The 16393-nt window shown below is 59.6% G+C and carries 12 protein-coding genes; 7 read left to right on the forward strand and 5 right to left on the reverse strand.

Going from position 1 to position 16393, the window contains the following annotated elements; all coding sequences use genetic code 11:
• Positions 1–15: 15 nt before the first annotated feature.
• Positions 16–2277, reverse strand: a complete 2262-nt coding sequence (locus CVE23_RS04825; RefSeq protein WP_100849009.1) for a molybdopterin-dependent oxidoreductase — start codon at positions 2275–2277, stop codon at positions 16–18.
• A gap of 166 nt (positions 2278–2443) precedes the next feature.
• Between CVE23_RS04825 and CVE23_RS04830 the strand changes: the two genes are divergently transcribed.
• Both CVE23_RS04830 and CVE23_RS04835 read left to right on the forward strand, forming a co-directional pair.
• Complete coding sequence (locus CVE23_RS04830) at positions 2444–3337, forward strand: LysR substrate-binding domain-containing protein (RefSeq protein WP_100849010.1); 894 nt, start codon at positions 2444–2446, stop codon at positions 3335–3337.
• A gap of 99 nt (positions 3338–3436) precedes the next feature.
• Positions 3437–3901: an NUDIX domain-containing protein gene (locus tag CVE23_RS04835; protein WP_038917997.1), complete on the forward strand. Its 465-nt coding sequence runs from the start codon at positions 3437–3439 to the stop codon at positions 3899–3901.
• On the opposite strand, the gene CVE23_RS04840 is transcribed toward CVE23_RS04835, so the two are convergent.
• The gene (locus CVE23_RS04840; protein ID WP_100849011.1) at positions 3898–4626 is read right to left on the reverse strand and encodes a sulfite exporter TauE/SafE family protein; all 729 of its coding nucleotides are present in this window, start codon (positions 4624–4626) and stop codon (positions 3898–3900) included. The two genes, CVE23_RS04835 and CVE23_RS04840, sit on opposite strands and share 4 nt — an antisense overlap.
• Before the next feature lie 279 nt (positions 4627–4905).
• On the opposite strand from CVE23_RS04840, the gene CVE23_RS04845 reads away from it, so the two are divergent.
• Positions 4906–5730 (forward strand): hypothetical protein, encoded by an 825-nt coding sequence (locus tag CVE23_RS04845; RefSeq protein ID WP_038918000.1) that lies wholly within the window; start codon positions 4906–4908, stop codon positions 5728–5730.
• 403 nt (positions 5731–6133) lie between these two features.
• Here the strand turns inward: CVE23_RS04845 and CVE23_RS04850 are convergent, their stop codons facing one another.
• Together CVE23_RS04850 and CVE23_RS04855 are read right to left on the reverse strand one after the other, a co-directional pair.
• A complete protein-coding gene (locus tag CVE23_RS04850; RefSeq protein WP_100849012.1) occupies positions 6134–7243 on the reverse strand; it encodes an SDR family oxidoreductase in 1110 nt (369 codons plus the stop codon).
• A 408-nt stretch (positions 7244–7651) separates the two neighbouring features.
• Entirely contained in the window at positions 7652–8437 is a 786-nt protein-coding gene (locus CVE23_RS04855) for a MipA/OmpV family protein (protein ID WP_038918003.1), read from the reverse strand.
• A 139-nt stretch (positions 8438–8576) separates the two neighbouring features.
• On the opposite strand from CVE23_RS04855, the gene CVE23_RS04860 reads away from it, so the two are divergent.
• From CVE23_RS04860 to CVE23_RS04875, 4 genes are all read left to right on the forward strand, one after another.
• The gene (locus CVE23_RS04860; protein WP_038918004.1) at positions 8577–9266 is read left to right on the forward strand and encodes a response regulator; all 690 of its coding nucleotides are present in this window, start codon (positions 8577–8579) and stop codon (positions 9264–9266) included.
• Positions 9267–9268: 2 nt separating this feature from the next.
• Positions 9269–10438 (forward strand): sensor histidine kinase, encoded by a 1170-nt coding sequence (locus CVE23_RS04865; protein ID WP_038918005.1) that lies wholly within the window; start codon positions 9269–9271, stop codon positions 10436–10438.
• A gap of 131 nt (positions 10439–10569) precedes the next feature.
• Positions 10570–11712, forward strand: a complete 1143-nt coding sequence (locus CVE23_RS04870) for an efflux RND transporter periplasmic adaptor subunit (protein ID WP_082170918.1) — start codon at positions 10570–10572, stop codon at positions 11710–11712.
• On the forward strand, positions 11712–14777 hold the full coding sequence (locus CVE23_RS04875) for an efflux RND transporter permease subunit (protein ID WP_100849013.1): 3066 nt from the start codon (positions 11712–11714) through the stop codon (positions 14775–14777). Before CVE23_RS04870 ends, CVE23_RS04875 begins: the two co-directional genes overlap by 1 nt.
• A 65-nt stretch (positions 14778–14842) precedes the next feature.
• Here CVE23_RS04875 and CVE23_RS04880 read toward each other — a convergent pair whose 3' ends face one another.
• Entirely contained in the window at positions 14843–16090 is a 1248-nt protein-coding gene (locus CVE23_RS04880; protein ID WP_100849014.1) for a conjugal transfer protein TraF, read from the reverse strand.
• Between the last annotated feature and the right edge of the window lie 303 nt (positions 16091–16393).

Below are 16393 nucleotides of genomic sequence, written 5' to 3' on the forward strand. Positions count from 1 at the left end.
TCAGGCGCGGAGAAGTCAGAGGGCGAGCACGTCCACCAGACAGCTCATGGCGTTGGGGCCCTGCGTCAGCGGCGAGGTGCCCATGTCGCGGGTCAGCACGTTGGCGTTGCCGGATTGCTCCACCGGGTGCCATTGCGCCTGCCCGAAGCCCGGATCAAACCAGGCGCCGGTCGCCATGACCACCACGCCCGGCGTGACGCCGTCAGTCACGTCCACCCCGGCGTAAATGCGCCCGCGCTCGTTGCGTACTTCCACCCGGTCGCCGTGGCGGATGCCGCGCGCGGTCGCGTCTTGCGAATGCATGTACAGCGTTTCGTGACCGGCGGTTTTGTTGGCGGCCACCTGCGGCGTGCAGCCGAGTTGGCTGTGCAGCCGATCGGCCGGCTGGATGGAGATAAAATGCAGCGGCCAGCGCTGCGTCTCCGTCGCGCCCAGCCATTCCACCGGCGGTTGCCATTGCGGATGGGGAGCGAAATCCGGGTAGCGATAGTCGGCGATAGTGCTGCTGAATAGCTCGATCCTGCCGCTGGGCGTGTTCAGCGGATGACGCGCCGGGTCGCGGCGGAATTCTTCGAAAAACACGAACGGCTGGTCGTCCATCGGAACGTCGACATATCCCTGTTGCCAGAAACGGTCAAAATCGGGCCACGGCTCGCCCGCCGCCCCCTGACGCTCCCGGCAGGCGAGGTACATCGATTCCAGCCACTGCCGCTCGGTACGGCCGCCGTGGGTGAATGCGTCGCCGTAACCCAGGCGCTGGGCCAGTTCACTGAAGATATCGTAGTCGTTACGAGCCTGATGCTGCGGCGCGACCGCCTGATGCATGGCGAACACAAACCGGTCACGCGAAGAGCCGCCCACATCGTTTCTTTCCAGCGATGTGGTGGCGGGCAGCACGATATCCGCCATCTGCGCCGCCGCGGTCCAGACGATGTCCTGCACGATGACGGTATCCGGCCGCCGCCAGCCCTCCACCAGCCGGTTGAGCTGCTGGTGATGGTGGAACGGGTTGCCGCCCGCCCAGTGAATCAGGTGGATATCGGGATAGGTGCGGTTTTCGCCGCAGAAGGTGTACGGTTCGCCGGGGTGCAGCAGCATGTCGGCGATGCGCGCCACCGGTATCGACTGACCGGGATTGGGGACCGACGGCGAAGCGGGGGCGGGCGACGTCATGCGTTCATTGCCGACGCTGTTCATCGATCCGTGGCCGAAGGAAAAACCACCGCCCGGCAGCCCGACCTGGCCGAGCATCGACGCAAGGGCGATCATCATCCAGTAGGGTTGCTCGCCGCGATGTGCGCGTTGCACCGAATAGGAACAGGTAATAAAGCTGCGCACGCCGATCAGTTGCTGAGCCAGCTTTTCGATGCGCGCCGCCGGGATGCCGGTGATGGCGCTGGCCCAGGCCGGGGTCTTGGCGATGCCGTCGGTACGGCCGTTTAGGTAGTCGCGCAACTGCGGGTAACCGACGCAGTGGCGATCGAGAAAATCGTGATCCTCCGCGCCCAGCCGCTGGATCTGGTAGCCCAGCGCCAGCATCAGCGCCACGTCGGTATTGGGGCGAATCGGGATCCACTCGGCGTTGACGAACGCCGGGCAGTCGTCGCGCATCGGGCTGATGTTGATCACCGGGATGCCGCGCGCCACCAGTTTTTCCAGCGCCGGTTTCAGCGTGTGATGCCCGGCGCCGCCGGAGGCCACTTGCGCATTTTTCAGCGCCAGCCCGCCGAAAGCGAGGAACAGTTCGCAGTGATCCGCCACGCTGCGCCACTCGGTGACTTTGCCGGTCAGCGGATGGAAGGTGCCGATCACATACGGCAGGAAGAATTGCGCCGCGCCCCAGCTGTAGTTGCCGGTCTGGTCCACCGCGCCGCCGCCGGAGAAATAGAAACGCCGCACCTGCGAGCGGGCATGATGAAAACGCCCGGCGGACGACCAGCCGTACGAGCCGGCGAACAGGCCGTCGGCGCCGTAGCGGTCGCGCACGCGGCGGTTTTCTTCCGCCACCAGATCCAGCGCGTGATCCCACTCCACCTCGACGAACGGTTCCTTGCCGCGCAGCGTGCGGTCGCTGTTTTCGTGTTTCTCCAGCCAGGAACGGCGCACCGCCGGTTTGCGGATACGCTTGTCGGAATAAACCAGCGGCACGATGGAGTCGAGCATCGGCGACGGATCCGGATCGCCCGCAAACGGCTCGCAGCGGATAAGCCGGCCGTCTTCGACGACCGCGGTGAATGCGCCCCAGTGGGCCAGGTGTGGATAGCGCCTGATTGTCATAGCATTCCAGATAGATAGCCTGTTATTTATTTGCCATCATACAAGTCCGCTTCGGGACAGACCAGTTGGCCCTTATGCCAATCGGATATGTGTTATATCGGGCAACTGCGGCGCTGCCGCCCTGTGATACAGTCGTGCTGTGAGCGACCCACGGAGACGATGAACCATGCACCGACTTCCTCCTCTGCCGGCGTTGCGGGCTTTTCTGGCCGCCTGCCGGGCGGGCAGTTATACCGCCGCCGCCGAAGAACTGAATGTCACCCACGGCGCCATCAGCCGCCAGATTCGTATTCTGGAAAGCTGGCTGGGACAGACGCTGTTTGTGCGCGCCGGTCAGTGCATGGTGCCGACGCTGCATGCGCAGGCGTTCGCCAAGGAGATGAACGACGTGCTGGCGGTGATGGACGAAGCTGCCCGCCGTTACGGGCGGGGCGAAGCCACTCAGGTGCTGCGCATCAGCGCGCCCGCCACCTTCACCATGCGCTGGCTGGCGCCGCGGTTGCCGGCGTTTTATCAGGCCAATCCCGGCACGCTGATTCAGATTCACACCGCGACCACCCAGCAACTGGCGATGACCAGTGGCTTTGATCTGGTGATTCGTCTTGGCGTGTTCAACAGCGATCGTTTTAGTGCGCTGCCGTTCATGCAGGAGCATTACACCTTGCTGGCCGCGCCGTCGCTGCTGGCCCATCAGCCGATAGCCACTCTGGCGGCGGTGGCGAACCACACGCTGCTCGACACCGAAACCCGCCCTGGCTTCTGGCCGCAGTTGTTCGATCTGGGCGGGATGGTCGATCCCGGCACGCTCAACTGGCTGCGTTTTGATCACTTCTACGTCACGTATGCCGCGTTGATTGACGGGTTGGGCGTCGGGCCGGGGCCGCTGCCGCTACTGGCGCGCGATGTGGCGCTAGGCCGGCTGGCGGCGCCCTTGCCGGATCTGCGCATCGCCGAGCGTACCTACTATTTGCTGACGCCGGCCGGGCTGGCGAAAACCCGGCTGCATTACCGTTTTGAGCACTGGCTGCTGGAAGAAACGGCGAAACCGGACGGTGTCTGACTGGCACTGATGCCTGACCACGCTGAGGTCTGGCTCACATAACTGTCATGCATCAGCGTTACCGTGGGGCGAAATGACTGAATTAAGGAGGCGGTAACTATGAATTATGTGCAGGAAATGCGTCAGTTGATCGGGCATCGCCCGCTGCTGCTGGCCGGGTCTAACGTGATTATGCTTAATGCGCGCCGACAGGTGTTGCTGCAGCATCGGCTGGAGGGCGTCTGGGGATTGCCCGGCGGTCTGCTGGAACTGGGCGAGTCGCTGGAAGAGGCGGCAATTCGGGAAGTGCGTGAAGAAACCGGGCTGCAACTGCACGCGCTTGATTTTCTGAAGGTGTTCTCCGGTCCCGATCACTTTTTTACTTTGCCTAATCAGGATCAAATCTATGTGATTACCGCCCTGTATGTTTCTCATAGCTGGCAGGGCGATATCGTGGTGGATAAAACCGAATCGCGGGATGTGCGTTTCTTTGATCTTCAGGCATTGCCGCCGCTGGGCGATGAGTACCGCGAATACCTTGATTATTTTCTGTCATTGCCGTTATTACCATCGTCGTCGCGTTAGTGCGCAGGCAGCGTTTCCCACAGCAGCGACAGACCGGCGATCAGCATCATGCCGTCCACCAGCCGGTTGAACAGGGTGTCGGACAGGCGCAGTACGAAACGCTTGCCGATGTACACTCCGGCAACCTGCGTCAGCCCGACCATCAGCCCGGCCCACAACACCGACAGCGGCAGCGCGCCGACCACGCCGAAGGTGGAGGCTTTGGTCAGGTATATCACCAGCGACGCGGCTGATTCGGTCGCCAGCAATGCGCCTTTCAACAGGCCGTAACCGGCAAACAGCGGCAACGTCAGCGGACCGGTGGAAAACACCACGCCGGTGAGGAAGCCGACCACGCCGCCCGCCACCGCCAACTGGCTATCGTTCAGGCTGAAGGCGCGTTGCCGGGCCAGATGGCGCAGTGGGATCAGCAGCAGGAAAAACAGACCGATGCACAGGCTGGATAGGCGCACCGGCATTGCCCACAGCAGGCTGGCGCCGATTATCGACGCCGGGATGCCGGGCAGACAGTAGCAGCCCAGCGCTCGCAGGTTGATGGCATTGCGCCACAGGATAACTTTGGAAATGTTGCTCATGGTGGCGGCGATCGCCATGATCGGTACCGCCGCCTGCGGGCCGAACGCCCACGCCAGTGCGGGCAGCAGAATGATGGAGCCGCCGGTGCCGACGATGCCGCTGACGCTGCCGGCGAACAGGCCGAGAAGAAGAATCAGGATATAACTCACTGGTGACCTCGCTGTGTGGATTGGTTTTTCTGAGGCGAGCATACCTGTGTGATGGGTGAATATCTCTGACGAAAAAATCACGAATATGTGAGTTAAATTCACATATCTATCGATGCGGAGACAACGGCCGCAAACGCCTTGACAGTCAATCTTCCACTCGCATAGGGTGGAAACGGCAGGCGCGGCGGACGGGCGAAATCCGGCCGGCCGACGCCAGTGGCGGTTTTACACACAGCCTGACGTATCCGGTAACGAGAATAATAAACAAGGTGCTGCAACATGAGTCTGACGACGTATCTTGGCAAACAGGTGCTGGGGGTGCTGGCCTGTTACCAACAAGGAAATGTGGTAATTCATATCTGTGGTGTTTATCCACGCGCCGACAACAGCCTGCGGGTGTTTTTCCCCAAAGGGCATGATCTGGCGGTGGGGGATCTGGCGACGGTGCATCTCGACAATCGCACCGGCGTCGATGAGTTTGACGCCAATATTTCGGTGTACCGCGCCTCATACAAGGGGCGGGTGGTCGGCGTGGATGACGACTGGGTGATTCTGGCGCCGCGCGAGTGCCAGCTATTGCATGGTTTTACGCCGGTGGTGGATGTTCGCGAGCCGGGCTATGTGTTCCCGACCGATCTCCGGCCGGAACGACCGGTGCCGTTTACCCCGATGGCCGCGCTGCCGGATACCGAACGCAAAGACTTTACCAATAAGGTCGGCGTATTAGTGACGATGGCGGAAGAGCAGCCGCACACCACGGTGCTGGCGTTCCTCTCCTCGGTGGAAGACGATATTTTCCTGATTACCTTCCCGGAAACGTTTAAATCCAAACTGCTCAAACGTAACCCGCACTGTTTTTTCGCCATGGATGAGCGTTCGCACTACACCTTTGAACGTTCCATCGAATGGAACTACACCCTGATTGAAGGCGATGCTTACCTGATCGACCCGGCAACGCCGCTGTTTGAAGATGTCCGCCACGCGTTCATCAATAAGAACCCGTGGGAAATGGCGTTTTTCCTGCGGCCCAATCTGGAGATGTACCATATCAAGAGCCGGCAGCTGGTTTGCCCCGGCTCACGCCAGCCTATCGGCGATGCATGAAATAACGCCGCCTGATAATATCGATTGACGCCCTGCAAATTGCGGGGCATTTTTTTATTTTTTTCTAAAAAGAGAATGCATTGAAACGTTATTTCTGTTTTGCGGATTTTTTTAATAACTGCTTTATAAGCAGCGTGTTATCTATTTTAAAATTAAATAATTGAAACTTTTTTGGTTAACATCGTTCGTTACGCTGATTTGTTTTTTATATTAACGATGTTTTTATATGATGAATCGGCGCAGTGCCAATTATTATCGGGAGGGCATTTCTTTATTAACCGACAATAAAACCGGTGATGGGCAGTAAAACGTAAGGATAGGGTTCGACATCATGTTTGTTTGCCCCGCTATCTTCGGTGGTGCTATCTACGGTAGTGATAACGGGGCAAAATGGTGAACGATGTTATTTAAAATCCACCGTCATCAGTTCAGGTACGCTGAATTGACGAGTGGTTTCAACGCACTTGCCTACATATTCGGTAAAGCGCGGCGGAGTTTTCATACCCAGTTGCAACAGCTTGCGGTTGCTGAACTTGACATTCAACTGGGCGAACGAGCCGTACAGACGCATGGCGCGCAGCATCAGGCGTTCGTTGCAGGGGCCGTACAGCTCGCTGAAGCTGCTGCGCAGTTTAATCAGGTCGTGGTAACTCACCTGACGGTAGGCCTCACCCATCGGCGGGCGCGACGCCGCCTGCGCCATCGCTAGGTCCACTTCGCTGAAACTCACGCTGGAGGCTTCGCCGGCGGAAATATGGTAGATATCGTCGACCGCCTGCTCGGCGTGCAGCAGCATCAGGATAGCTTCGGCGCAGAAGTCCACCGGGATAACATCGATTTTATCGTCAAGCGAGCACATGAATCTCTGCAGCTTCATCGCCATCTCAAACACCCAGTAGATGCTGCTGGACGGCTTACAGCCCAGACGGGAATGGCCGACGATGATCGACGGGCGCACAATCAGCAGCGGCATGGCCGGGCAGTGCTCACGCATCAGGTTTTCGATGGTGGCTTTGGATAGGGTGTATTCGACGATGTGCGATTTTTCCGTATCCAGCAGGTCGGATTCCTCCACCACTTCGTCCTGATCCGGTACGCAGGACATCGCGGTGCCGATCTGAATGAATTTTTGCAGCGATTTAACCTGGCTCATACGTCTGGCAAAGGCCAGCGTGCCTTCCACGTTCACTTTCCAGATCAGCGGATTGTTGCCAAATGAGGCGATTGCCGCGCTGTTGATAACATGGGTGACGCCGTCCAGCGCCGGATGTTGAAGAAAAGATTCAGGTTCAGCCAAGTCGCCGACAATAATATTGTCTTCCGTCAACCGAGATAATGATGATTCCGAAATATCAAATTTACGCAAGTTATTTAGGATTCGTTTAAGTCCGTCCTGTTTATTTTCGGCTCTGACCAACATAAACAAATTTTCAATTCGCTCGTCCTGTAGCGCTTTTTCCATCACAGCACCGCCCAGGAAGCCTGTTGCTCCGGTGATGAGTATTGTTTTCATGATGTTAATACCATTTTTATGTAATAGGGAGGTGCCGTCTGAATCGCGCTCAGATACAGCGGCGACATTCTATTTCAGTGGGTTTTCGGTTTTCAATTTTCCGGCCGGCTTTTCTTATCTTGTTGTCGTTCCGTTTAGCTTTTTTAGCTTTTTCATTATTTTTTAATTAATGTCCCTGACCATTGTTACAATTATTTATATATGCATTAAGAAATCAATCGATAAATTATTAAACCTGGCGTGAGTGTCAATGTCTGGGGAAGAGTGTCGTCGGTTTCTGCGCGCCGGTCATCGGCGGCGGCCATTTCGGGTAAGCGGAGGTGCGAAGGCGGTGAGAAGAAGAGAACACAATAGCCTATCGCCGCCGGAGCGTTGCACGCACGGATACCGGCGACGACAGGAACTGGATTAGAACGTATAGGTGACGGCAAACGTCCCCTCGCCCTGATCGGCGCGAAACACGATGGGGCTGTTCGAAGCTTTATCGTTCAGGCGGGTATAGCTGCCGCTGAGCGTGGCGGCCCAGTGCGGATCAAACTGATGGGTCCAGAACAGCGAGACGGACTGACCGTACAGACCGCTTCCAGCTTGATAGACGCGATAGCCGGAGTTCTGGCTCTGCTGCTGGTTGACGCCGTAAAACAGGTTGTTATAGCGGGCGTCGCCGAACAGCAACGTGCCCTGAGCGCCCAGCGTGTCCGATTTGTCCTGGAACAGAATGCTGGTCAGCGATGTCTGGTATTGCACGCCCTGGCTGTCGGTCAGCGGCAGAATCGCCTTCGCTTCCACCGACAACTGGTCGGTAAATTGCCAGCCCAGCGCCACGGCGGTGTTCAACACGCCGTCAATGTCGCCCATGCCGCGCAGTTTGTCGGAGCCGGAGCGGAAAGAGGATTTCTTGTCGGTGCGACCGATGGAATAACCCAGCGTGTGTTCAAGATAGAACTGGCCGAACTGCAGGTCATAACCCGCGCCTTTGGCGGTGTCGAAAAAGAAGGCGCCCTGACGAGCCTGAATCACCGGCAGCATATCCCAACGGCGTTCATCCGAGCCGCTGTAGCGCGGCGCATTGTGGGCGGCAAGGCCGAGGGTGACGCCATCCTGTTGACCGGGGGCGGCATCGTCGGCCCAACTGATGTTGCTGCCGGCGAAGAAAAGAGTAGCTATATAAAAGGGAATATGTCGCACTATCATCCTGACTGACTCCTTAGACGGGTAAATGTGTTGCCTGCAACAGGCGTTTTCGTGCATCCCTGTACGAGAGCTGGTTAGTATACGCATCAGCGTCAATGTACTGTCAGCAAATCATGAAGAAATTATCAAGAGAACCACGATGAGTCCGAAACGCATTCTGATAATCGAAGATGACACGGATGCTGCCAGCGTGCTGGAAGCCTATCTGAAACGTGACAATTTTCAGGTTTTGCTGGCGGGAGATGGGTTGAGCGGGCTGGATATGGCACAGCGCCTGAAACCGGATCTGATCTTGCTGGATGTGATGCTGCCGGGAATGAACGGCACCGAAGTGCTGGCTGCCCTGCGTCGCAAAAGCGATGTGCCGGTGATTATGGTCACCGCTATGGGGGACGACACCGATAAGATCGGCGCGCTGCGGTACGGCGCGGACGATTACGTGACCAAACCCTATCATCCCGGCGAAGTAGTAGCCCGCGTGCAGGCGGTATTGCGGCGTACCTGCGGCGCGATGACGGCCGGGCGTTTGTTGACCTTCGGCACGCTGGAGGTGGATCAGGATGCGATGGTCGCCTCCGTGACCGATGCGCAGGGCGAGCGCCAGCCGCTGGACTTGACGCCGACGGAGTTCAGCCTGCTGGCGACCCTGCTGCGCGCCCAGACCCGCGCGTTTTCCCGCCAGGAGTTGCTGGAGGCGTGTCTGCCGGACAGCGACGCGCTGGAGCGGGTGGTGGATACCCATATTTATAATCTGCGCAAAAAGCTGGAAGCGGTCGGCATTGGCGGGGTGCTGCTGACGGTGCGCGCGTTTGGTTACAGGTTCCGTTAGCCATGAATAACATGCCTCATCTTTCGCTGTGGCGCTGGCTTTGTATCCGCATTTTGTCGCTGGCGATTGGCTCGATAGTGTTAATCGCCACCTGTATGTGGCTGCGGTTTGCCATCTGGAATCTGTGGGTTATCCATCGAATGCCGGAAGCGGTGCGTCATGAGTTCACCACATTACAGAGCAACCCCAATCTGAACCGCGCCCGTTACTACGAGATTCTGGATACCTGGTACGGCCCTAAGTCTTTCGACCTGTCCATCGCCTCTGAAGACTGGCTGATCCTTTGGGTGCTGGTGCTGGTCGCCATTCCGCTGATTGTGATGTTGGGGTTGTGGGCTGCGCGACCGCTGTCGGTACAGTTTAGCCAACTGGCGATGTCGGCGCGCGCGGTGGCGCGCGGGCAGTTCACCACCCGCGCACGTATGGTGCCGGGCGCGCCGGCGGAGCTGACGCTGCTTACCCGCGATTTCAATGCCATGACCTCCCAGCTGGAGCGTTATGAGCGCGAACTGCACGCTTCGCATGTGGCGATGGCGCACGAGCTGCGTTCGCCGTTGACCGCCGCGATGGGGCGATTGCAGGGCATGCTGGACGGCGTTTTTTCTCCTGACGATCGGCAGTTGCAGATGGTGATGAACCAGATGCTCAACCTCAACCGCCTGATTGAGGATCTGCATTTGTTGTCGATGGTTAGCGCAGGTCAGTTAGCTATCGATAAGACCCGGCTGAACCCGGTGGAGCTGTTGCGCGACCGTATCGTCTGGATGAAGCCGAATGCCGAAGCGGCCGGTTTTACCATCACGCTGCATGCCGACGAGGAGGGATATTGCCTGGCGGATCCGCTCCGGCTGGGGCAGGTATTCACCATCCTGATGGATAACGCGCTGCGCTACGCGGTGGAAGGTAAGGCGCAGCGTATTGATGTGGCGCGGCGCGATAATCGCTGGTTGATCCGTTTTCGTGACTACGGCCCCGGCGTGAGCGAGGCATTCCTGCCGTATATTTTCGAGCGCTTTTCCCGCGCCGATACTTCGCGGGCGCGCCATTCAGGCGGCAGCGGGCTGGGGCTGTCGATCGCGCTGGCGATTTGCGAAGCGCTCGGCGGCAGCCTGACGGCGGAAAATCACCTGGAGGGCGGCATGTGTTTTACTCTTGAACTGCCGGCGGTATGACCGCGTTCAGGGCGTGGCGGTTGGGATAAAACCGATTTTTCAGCGCTCTTGATGGTTTCTTGATGAAGTGTGGAAACAATCTGGAAATGTGTACGGTGTAATAGTTACTAATCGGTAACAGGAAGCCCATCATGACGAATACAGAGTCCACCTTTTGCGCCCTTCATCACGTAGCCTGTCGCGGAGGCAACACTCTTTTTCGCGCCGGTGGGCTGGGAGCCTTGCTGCTGGCCGCGAGCCTGTTGTCCGGCTGTAACGACGCCGGCAGCGAGCCGGCTCCTGCGCCGCCGCGTCCGGTTCGCACCGTCACCGTCGCGCCGTCCGCCACCGGTGAGGTGTTGTCGCAGATTGGGGAGATCCGCCCGGCCGAAGAGACCGCTCTGGGTTTCCGTCTGGATGGGCGGGTGGTTTCGCGTGTGGTGGATGTGGGCGCCATCGTGAAGCAAGGCGATGTGATCGCCACGCTGGATGCCCGCGACAGCGAAAACCAGCTGCAGAGCGCCAAAGCGGACCTGACCCGCGCGGTGGCCTCGGAACGGCTGGCGGAGCAGAACCTTAACCGGATGAAACAGCTGGCGCCCAACGGCGCCATTTCCCGTTCGCAATTGGATGAGGCGCAGTCGAACTGGGCCTCGGCGGTTTCCGTGCGTGAAAGCGCGCAGGCCAGCGTCAAAAGCGCGCAGGATCGTCTGAGCTATACCCGCTTGTCTGCGCCGGTCGCCGGGGTGATCACCGCGGTCAGCGCCAACCCCGGTCAGGTGGTGAACGCGGGTCAGGAAGTGGTGCGGCTGGCGACCTTCGCCGGCCGCGACGCGGTGTTCAATATCTCCGAGCGTCTTATCACCAGCGGCCTGAAGGATCCGCTGGTGACGGTTTCGCTGTTATCCAACCCGGCTGTCAAAACGCAAGGGCATGTGCGTGACGTCAGTCCGCTGGCTGATAGTGAAACCCGCACCTGGCGGGTGCGGGTTTCACTCGTCGAACCGCCGCAAGAAATGGTGCTGGGCGCGACCGTACAGGGCGAGGTCACGCTGCCGGGCGGCAATGCCATCGAGCTGCCGGCGTCGGCGCTGACCCGTCAGGGCGATCGCCCGGCGGTGTTTGTCGTCGACCCGCAAACGCAGACGCTGCGGCTGCAACCGATCACCCTGCGTAATTACAGCGACTCGCAGATCGTTGTCGACGACGGTCTGGTCGCCGGCGACAAGGTGGTCACCGCCGGCGTCAGCAAGCTGCGGGCGGGCGAGAAGGTTATGTTGACGGAGGCGAAGTAATGTCATCCGCATTCAAACAGAAGTGGAACCTCTCCGCCTGGGCGCTGGCCCATCAGCAACTGGTGGCCTTTTTTATGCTGGTGATTGTGGCGGCGGGCGTCATGAGCTATGAACGTCTGCCGCGCAACGAAGACCCGGCCTTTACCATCAAAACCGCGGTGGTGTCCGCCAGTTGGCCGGGCGCCACGGTGCAGGACACCGTCAGTTTCGTGACCGATGTGCTGGAAAAGAAACTGCAGGAAACCCCTTACCTTGATTTTATCGAAAGTTACAGCCGCCCCGGCGAAGCGGTGATTTTCGTCAACCTGCGCGACAGTACGCCGCCGTCCGAGGTAAAGGGCATTTGGTACACCCTGCGCAAAAAAATGAAGGATATTACCCCCACCTTGCCTGACGGGGTGAGCGAGCCGGCGGTCAACGACGAGTTCGACGATACCTTCGGCACCATTTATGGCTTTACCGCCGAAGGCTACTCGCCGCGCGAGCTGCGCGACAAGGTGGATGATATCCGTACCGAACTGCTCGCCACGCCGGATGTCGGCAAAATCGATGTGCTGGGCGTGCAGGAAGAGCAGATTGTGGTGGCGTTTTCCCCGCGGCAACTGGCCGGCATGGGGCTGGACTTGCAACAGGTAACGGCGGCGCTGCAGGCGCAGAATGCCGTCAGCCCGACCGGCACCATTCGGACCGATAACGACAAGGTGGCGTTGCGCGTCAGCGGCGCGTTTGTTTCCGAACAGAGCCTGCGTCAGGTAACGCTGCGCATCGGCGGGCGCTTTATCCCGCTGACCGATATCGCGACGGTTCATCGTCAGGCGGCGGAACCCCCGGCGCCGACGTTTCGCGTCAACGGCCAACCCGCCATCGGGCTGGCGATCTCGATGGCGCCGACCGGCAACATGCTGGATTTCGGTCAGGCGTTGCGCAGTAAAATGGCGGCGATTAGCGCATCGCTGCCGCACGGTATCGAGGTCGTCAACGTGGCGGACCAGTCATCGGTGGTGAAATCCTCGGTTAACGGCTTCGTCAAGGTGCTGCTGGAAGCGGTGGTCATCGTGCTGGCGGTGTCGTTCGTGTCGCTGGGCAGCCGCGCCGGGCTGGTGGTGGCCGCGTCGATTCCGATTGTGCTGGCGATGACGTTCACCGGCATGGAGATAGCCGGTATCGGTTTGCAGCGCATTTCGCTGGGCGCGTTGATCATCGCGCTCGGGCTGTTGGTGGACGACGCCATGATCACGGTAGAGGCGATGGTGTCCAGCCTGGAGAAGGGCGAAGCCCGCGAACAGGCCGCCACCCGCGCTTACGAAACCACTGCGTTTCCGATGCTGACCGGTACGCTGGTGATGGTGGCGGGTTTTATTCCGGTCGGGTTTGCCGCTTCCAGCGCCGGCGAGTACTGCTACTCGCTGTTTATTGTGGTGCTGATTTCGCTGCTCAGCTCCTGGGTGGTGGCGGTGCTGTTCTCGCCGTTGATCGGCGTCTGGCTGCTGCCGAAGACGATGAAAGCTCATGATCACAACGCCGGCCGTCTGTCGCGGGCGTATGCCCGCCTGCTGTCGGCGGCGCTGCGCTATCGCGGCCGCACGCTGTTGCTATCGGTGGCGTTGCTGGCGCTGGCGGTCGTGGCCGCCGGTCGGCTGGAGGGCGAGTTTTTTCCGGCGTCGGACCGACCGGAACTGCTGGTCAGCCTGACGCTGCCGCGCAATGCCTCGCAGGAGGCCACCGAGCGGGAAGTGGCGCGGCTGGAGCAGTCGCTGAAAAACGATCCGGATCTGGATCATTTCTCCACCTATGTCGGGTCCGGCGCGGTGCGTTTCTATTTGCCGATGGATGTGCTGTTGCAGAATGAAAACATTGCACAGCTGGTAGTGGTGGCGAAAGGATTAAAGGAACGCGATGTGCTACGCGCCCGGCTGGAAAAACGTTTGCAGCAGGATTTCAGCCACCTGGTGACCCGCGTGTCGCCGCTGGAACTGGGGCCGCCGGTCGGCTGGCCGCTTAAGTACCGGGTAACCGGGCCGGATATCGACAAGGTGCGCGAGTACGCCACCGGACTGGCGACGTTGATCGGCAACAACCCCGACGCGCGCGAAGTTAACCTGACCGCCGGTGAGCCGGAGCGCGCCATCCGCATCGACGTCAACCAGACCGAGGCGCGGGCGGTAGGCATCAGCTCGCAGGATGTGGCCAGTGCGCTGGCGACCATTTTCTCCGGTTCGGTCGTCACCAGCGTGCGCGATCGCAATCGAATGGTGGGGGTGGTGGTGCGTGCCCGGGATGAGGAGCGCCAGAATCTGGATACCGTCGCCAGCCTGCAACTGCGCGCCGCTAACGGTCAGCGGGTGCCGCTGGGGCAGATAGCGTCCGTCGGGTACGGCGTGGATGAGCCGATCATCTGGCGTCGCCAGCGTTTGCCGTTTATCACCGTGCAGACCGACCTGGCGCCGGGCGTGCGCGCCCAGACCTTATCGACAACGCTGGCGCCGCAGGTGGCGGCCTATCAGGCGGCGTTGCCGGCCGGTTATCACATTGAGGAAGGCGGCTCGGTGGCGGAATCCAACAAGGGCAACAACTCGGTGTATCAGGTGTTGCCGGTGACGCTGCTGGTGATGCTGATTTTGCTGATGGTGCAGTTGCAGCGCTTCTCGCGCATGATGCTGGCGCTGCTGATGGCGCCGTTCGGGCTGATTGGCGTGGTGGCGGCGATGTTGCCGACCGGTACGCCGATGGGCTTCGTCGCCTTGCTGGGAGTGATCGCGCTGGCGGGAATGATCATCCGTAACGCGGTGATCCTGATCAGCGAAGTGGACACCAACACGGCGGCGGGCATGCCTGCCGACGAGGCGATTATCCATGCTGCCCGTCACCGTTCCCGGCCGATTCTGTTGACCGCGCTGGCGGCGATTTTGGGGATGATCCCGATCGCCACCCAGGTGTTTTGGGGGCCGATGGCCTACGCCATCATCGGCGGGTTGATCGTCGCCACGCTGCTGACGCTGACGGTGCTGCCGGCGGCGATCAGTCTGGTGATGCAATGGGAAACGCGCGCCAAAGCGCAGGGGTAAAGCGGGTGAGGGGATGAATCGCCGAACGGTGCCCCGACATCCGTCACGATGCCGGGGGCGCGGGATCAGAAGGTAAAGCTCAGTTTGGCGGCGGCGCCGTAGGTGTGCTTGCTTTCGGTGCCGACCATGCCGGTCAGATCAAGATGCACGCCGAACGGCGACAGGCCAAGACCGGCGGTGACCAGATTCTTATCGCTGTCGCGCATATTGGCGCGGTAACCGACGCGCAGCTGCGCCCAGGACAGTACGCGATATTCCGCGCCGACGCCGGCGTACTGGTTTTTCTTCTCCGAGTCAAAACCGCTGGCGGGCGTCAGGTCGATATCGGTCGCCAGCGTCAGCTTGTCGGTGTTCCAGGCCGTTCCGGCGGTGACCAGCGGCCGAAGGTTAAAGGTTCTCTGTATACCCTGCACCTCTTTGGTGTCGATGCGGCGGCCAATCAGGTTCTGCGCCACCAGCCCGGCGCTCCAGCGCGATGTCAGGTCGGTACTGAAACCGAGATCCAGGTTGGCGCCGGAGCTGGATTTCTTGAATTCCGAATTGCGGAAATCAGACGTGCTGTAGTTATTGATCGACGCAATATAGTTATAGGTGTCGATCCGTTGCAGCTTGGGGGTGATACCCACGGAAACCGGCTGACCGGCGATGCTGAACGATTTCGCCATCGCGACGCCGTATTCGGTCACCAGCGCGCCCGCGCCTTCGGCCCGGGAGGTGAAACTGTTCAGGTCGGCCGAGGTAGGAATGGTGGTGCCCGCCGCCACGCTATCCAGATAGGTCAGATCGCGGTCGGTCACCACGGCTTTGGCATTCGCCACGCCCCAGCCTTTGACGACGACGGCGAAAGGCAGCGTTTCGTTAGGAACCGCCACCACGGTAGCGGCAGCGGCATCGCCGTAAGCGCGGTCGCCATTGATGCTGTGCAAATCGCTTCTCAGCGACTGGAAGGAGGAGATGCCTTGTTGCAGCGCCAGCCGCCGCAACAGCGGGTTAGTGATGCCGCTGCTGGAGTTCAGCAGGTCTTTGATGCTATCCCAACTGCTTTTGATGCGGTCGAACTTATCTTCCACTTTGTTGGGGTCGGATACCACAGCGCCTACCGAAGGCAGAATCAGGCTAACGTTGTCGCTGGCCTGCGCTTTGGTCAGCAGCGCCGGGTTGGTCAGCGCGGCGGAGCCGTAGTGCGATGAAGCGACCCCGGTTCCGCCCATAGCGTCGTTCCTGGCATCAGACCAGGTTCCGGCGGCAAGAGTCACGGCAGGAGAAAACAGACCCGCTACCGTCATGGCGCGGACAAGTGATTTTTTATGCATACGAGCATTCCTTTATCAACGAAGGTATTGAGGAAAAAATTCCTTTTTGCTGTGTGCTCGTAGTTTTTTATAAATATTTACCCGTCATACTTCAAAATTGCAGGTGCGTTGGCTTTCCTCGCTCACCCCAGTCACTTACTTGAGTAAGCTCCAGGGGATTCGCTGCGTTGCCGCCTTCCTGCAATTCGAATTATTTAGGGTACAAACGCGGTAACTAAAATAAATAAAACCCAAGGACACCCTTATGCAGGCTGAGCAAAAACATACCTTGGTTGAAAGGAATGAATATCTCACGTCAAACTG

This window comes from Dickeya fangzhongdai, from assembly GCF_002812485.1.
GTDB classification, from domain to species: Bacteria; Pseudomonadota; Gammaproteobacteria; order Enterobacterales; family Enterobacteriaceae; genus Dickeya; species Dickeya fangzhongdai.

Bases quoted from the DNA above. Each gene is read 5' to 3' on its own strand.
- CVE23_RS04825 (WP_100849009.1), bottom strand. From the start codon at position 2,277: ATGACAATCAGGCGCTATCCACACCTGGCCCACTGGGGCGCATTCACC.
- CVE23_RS04830 (WP_100849010.1), top strand. From the start codon at position 2,444: ATGCACCGACTTCCTCCTCTGCCGGCGTTGCGGGCTTTTCTGGCCGCC.
- CVE23_RS04835 (WP_038917997.1), top strand. From the start codon at position 3,437: ATGAATTATGTGCAGGAAATGCGTCAGTTGATCGGGCATCGCCCGCTG.
- CVE23_RS04845 (WP_038918000.1), top strand. From the start codon at position 4,906: ATGAGTCTGACGACGTATCTTGGCAAACAGGTGCTGGGGGTGCTGGCC.
- CVE23_RS04850 (WP_100849012.1), bottom strand. From the start codon at position 7,243: ATGAAAACAATACTCATCACCGGAGCAACAGGCTTCCTGGGCGGTGCT.
- CVE23_RS04855 (WP_038918003.1), bottom strand. From the start codon at position 8,437: ATGATAGTGCGACATATTCCCTTTTATATAGCTACTCTTTTCTTCGCC.
- CVE23_RS04860 (WP_038918004.1), top strand. From the start codon at position 8,577: ATGAGTCCGAAACGCATTCTGATAATCGAAGATGACACGGATGCTGCC.
- CVE23_RS04865 (WP_038918005.1), top strand. From the start codon at position 9,269: ATGAATAACATGCCTCATCTTTCGCTGTGGCGCTGGCTTTGTATCCGC.
- CVE23_RS04870 (WP_082170918.1), top strand. From the start codon at position 10,570: ATGACGAATACAGAGTCCACCTTTTGCGCCCTTCATCACGTAGCCTGT.
- CVE23_RS04875 (WP_100849013.1), top strand. From the start codon at position 11,712: ATGTCATCCGCATTCAAACAGAAGTGGAACCTCTCCGCCTGGGCGCTG.
- CVE23_RS04880 (WP_100849014.1), bottom strand. From the start codon at position 16,090: ATGCATAAAAAATCACTTGTCCGCGCCATGACGGTAGCGGGTCTGTTT.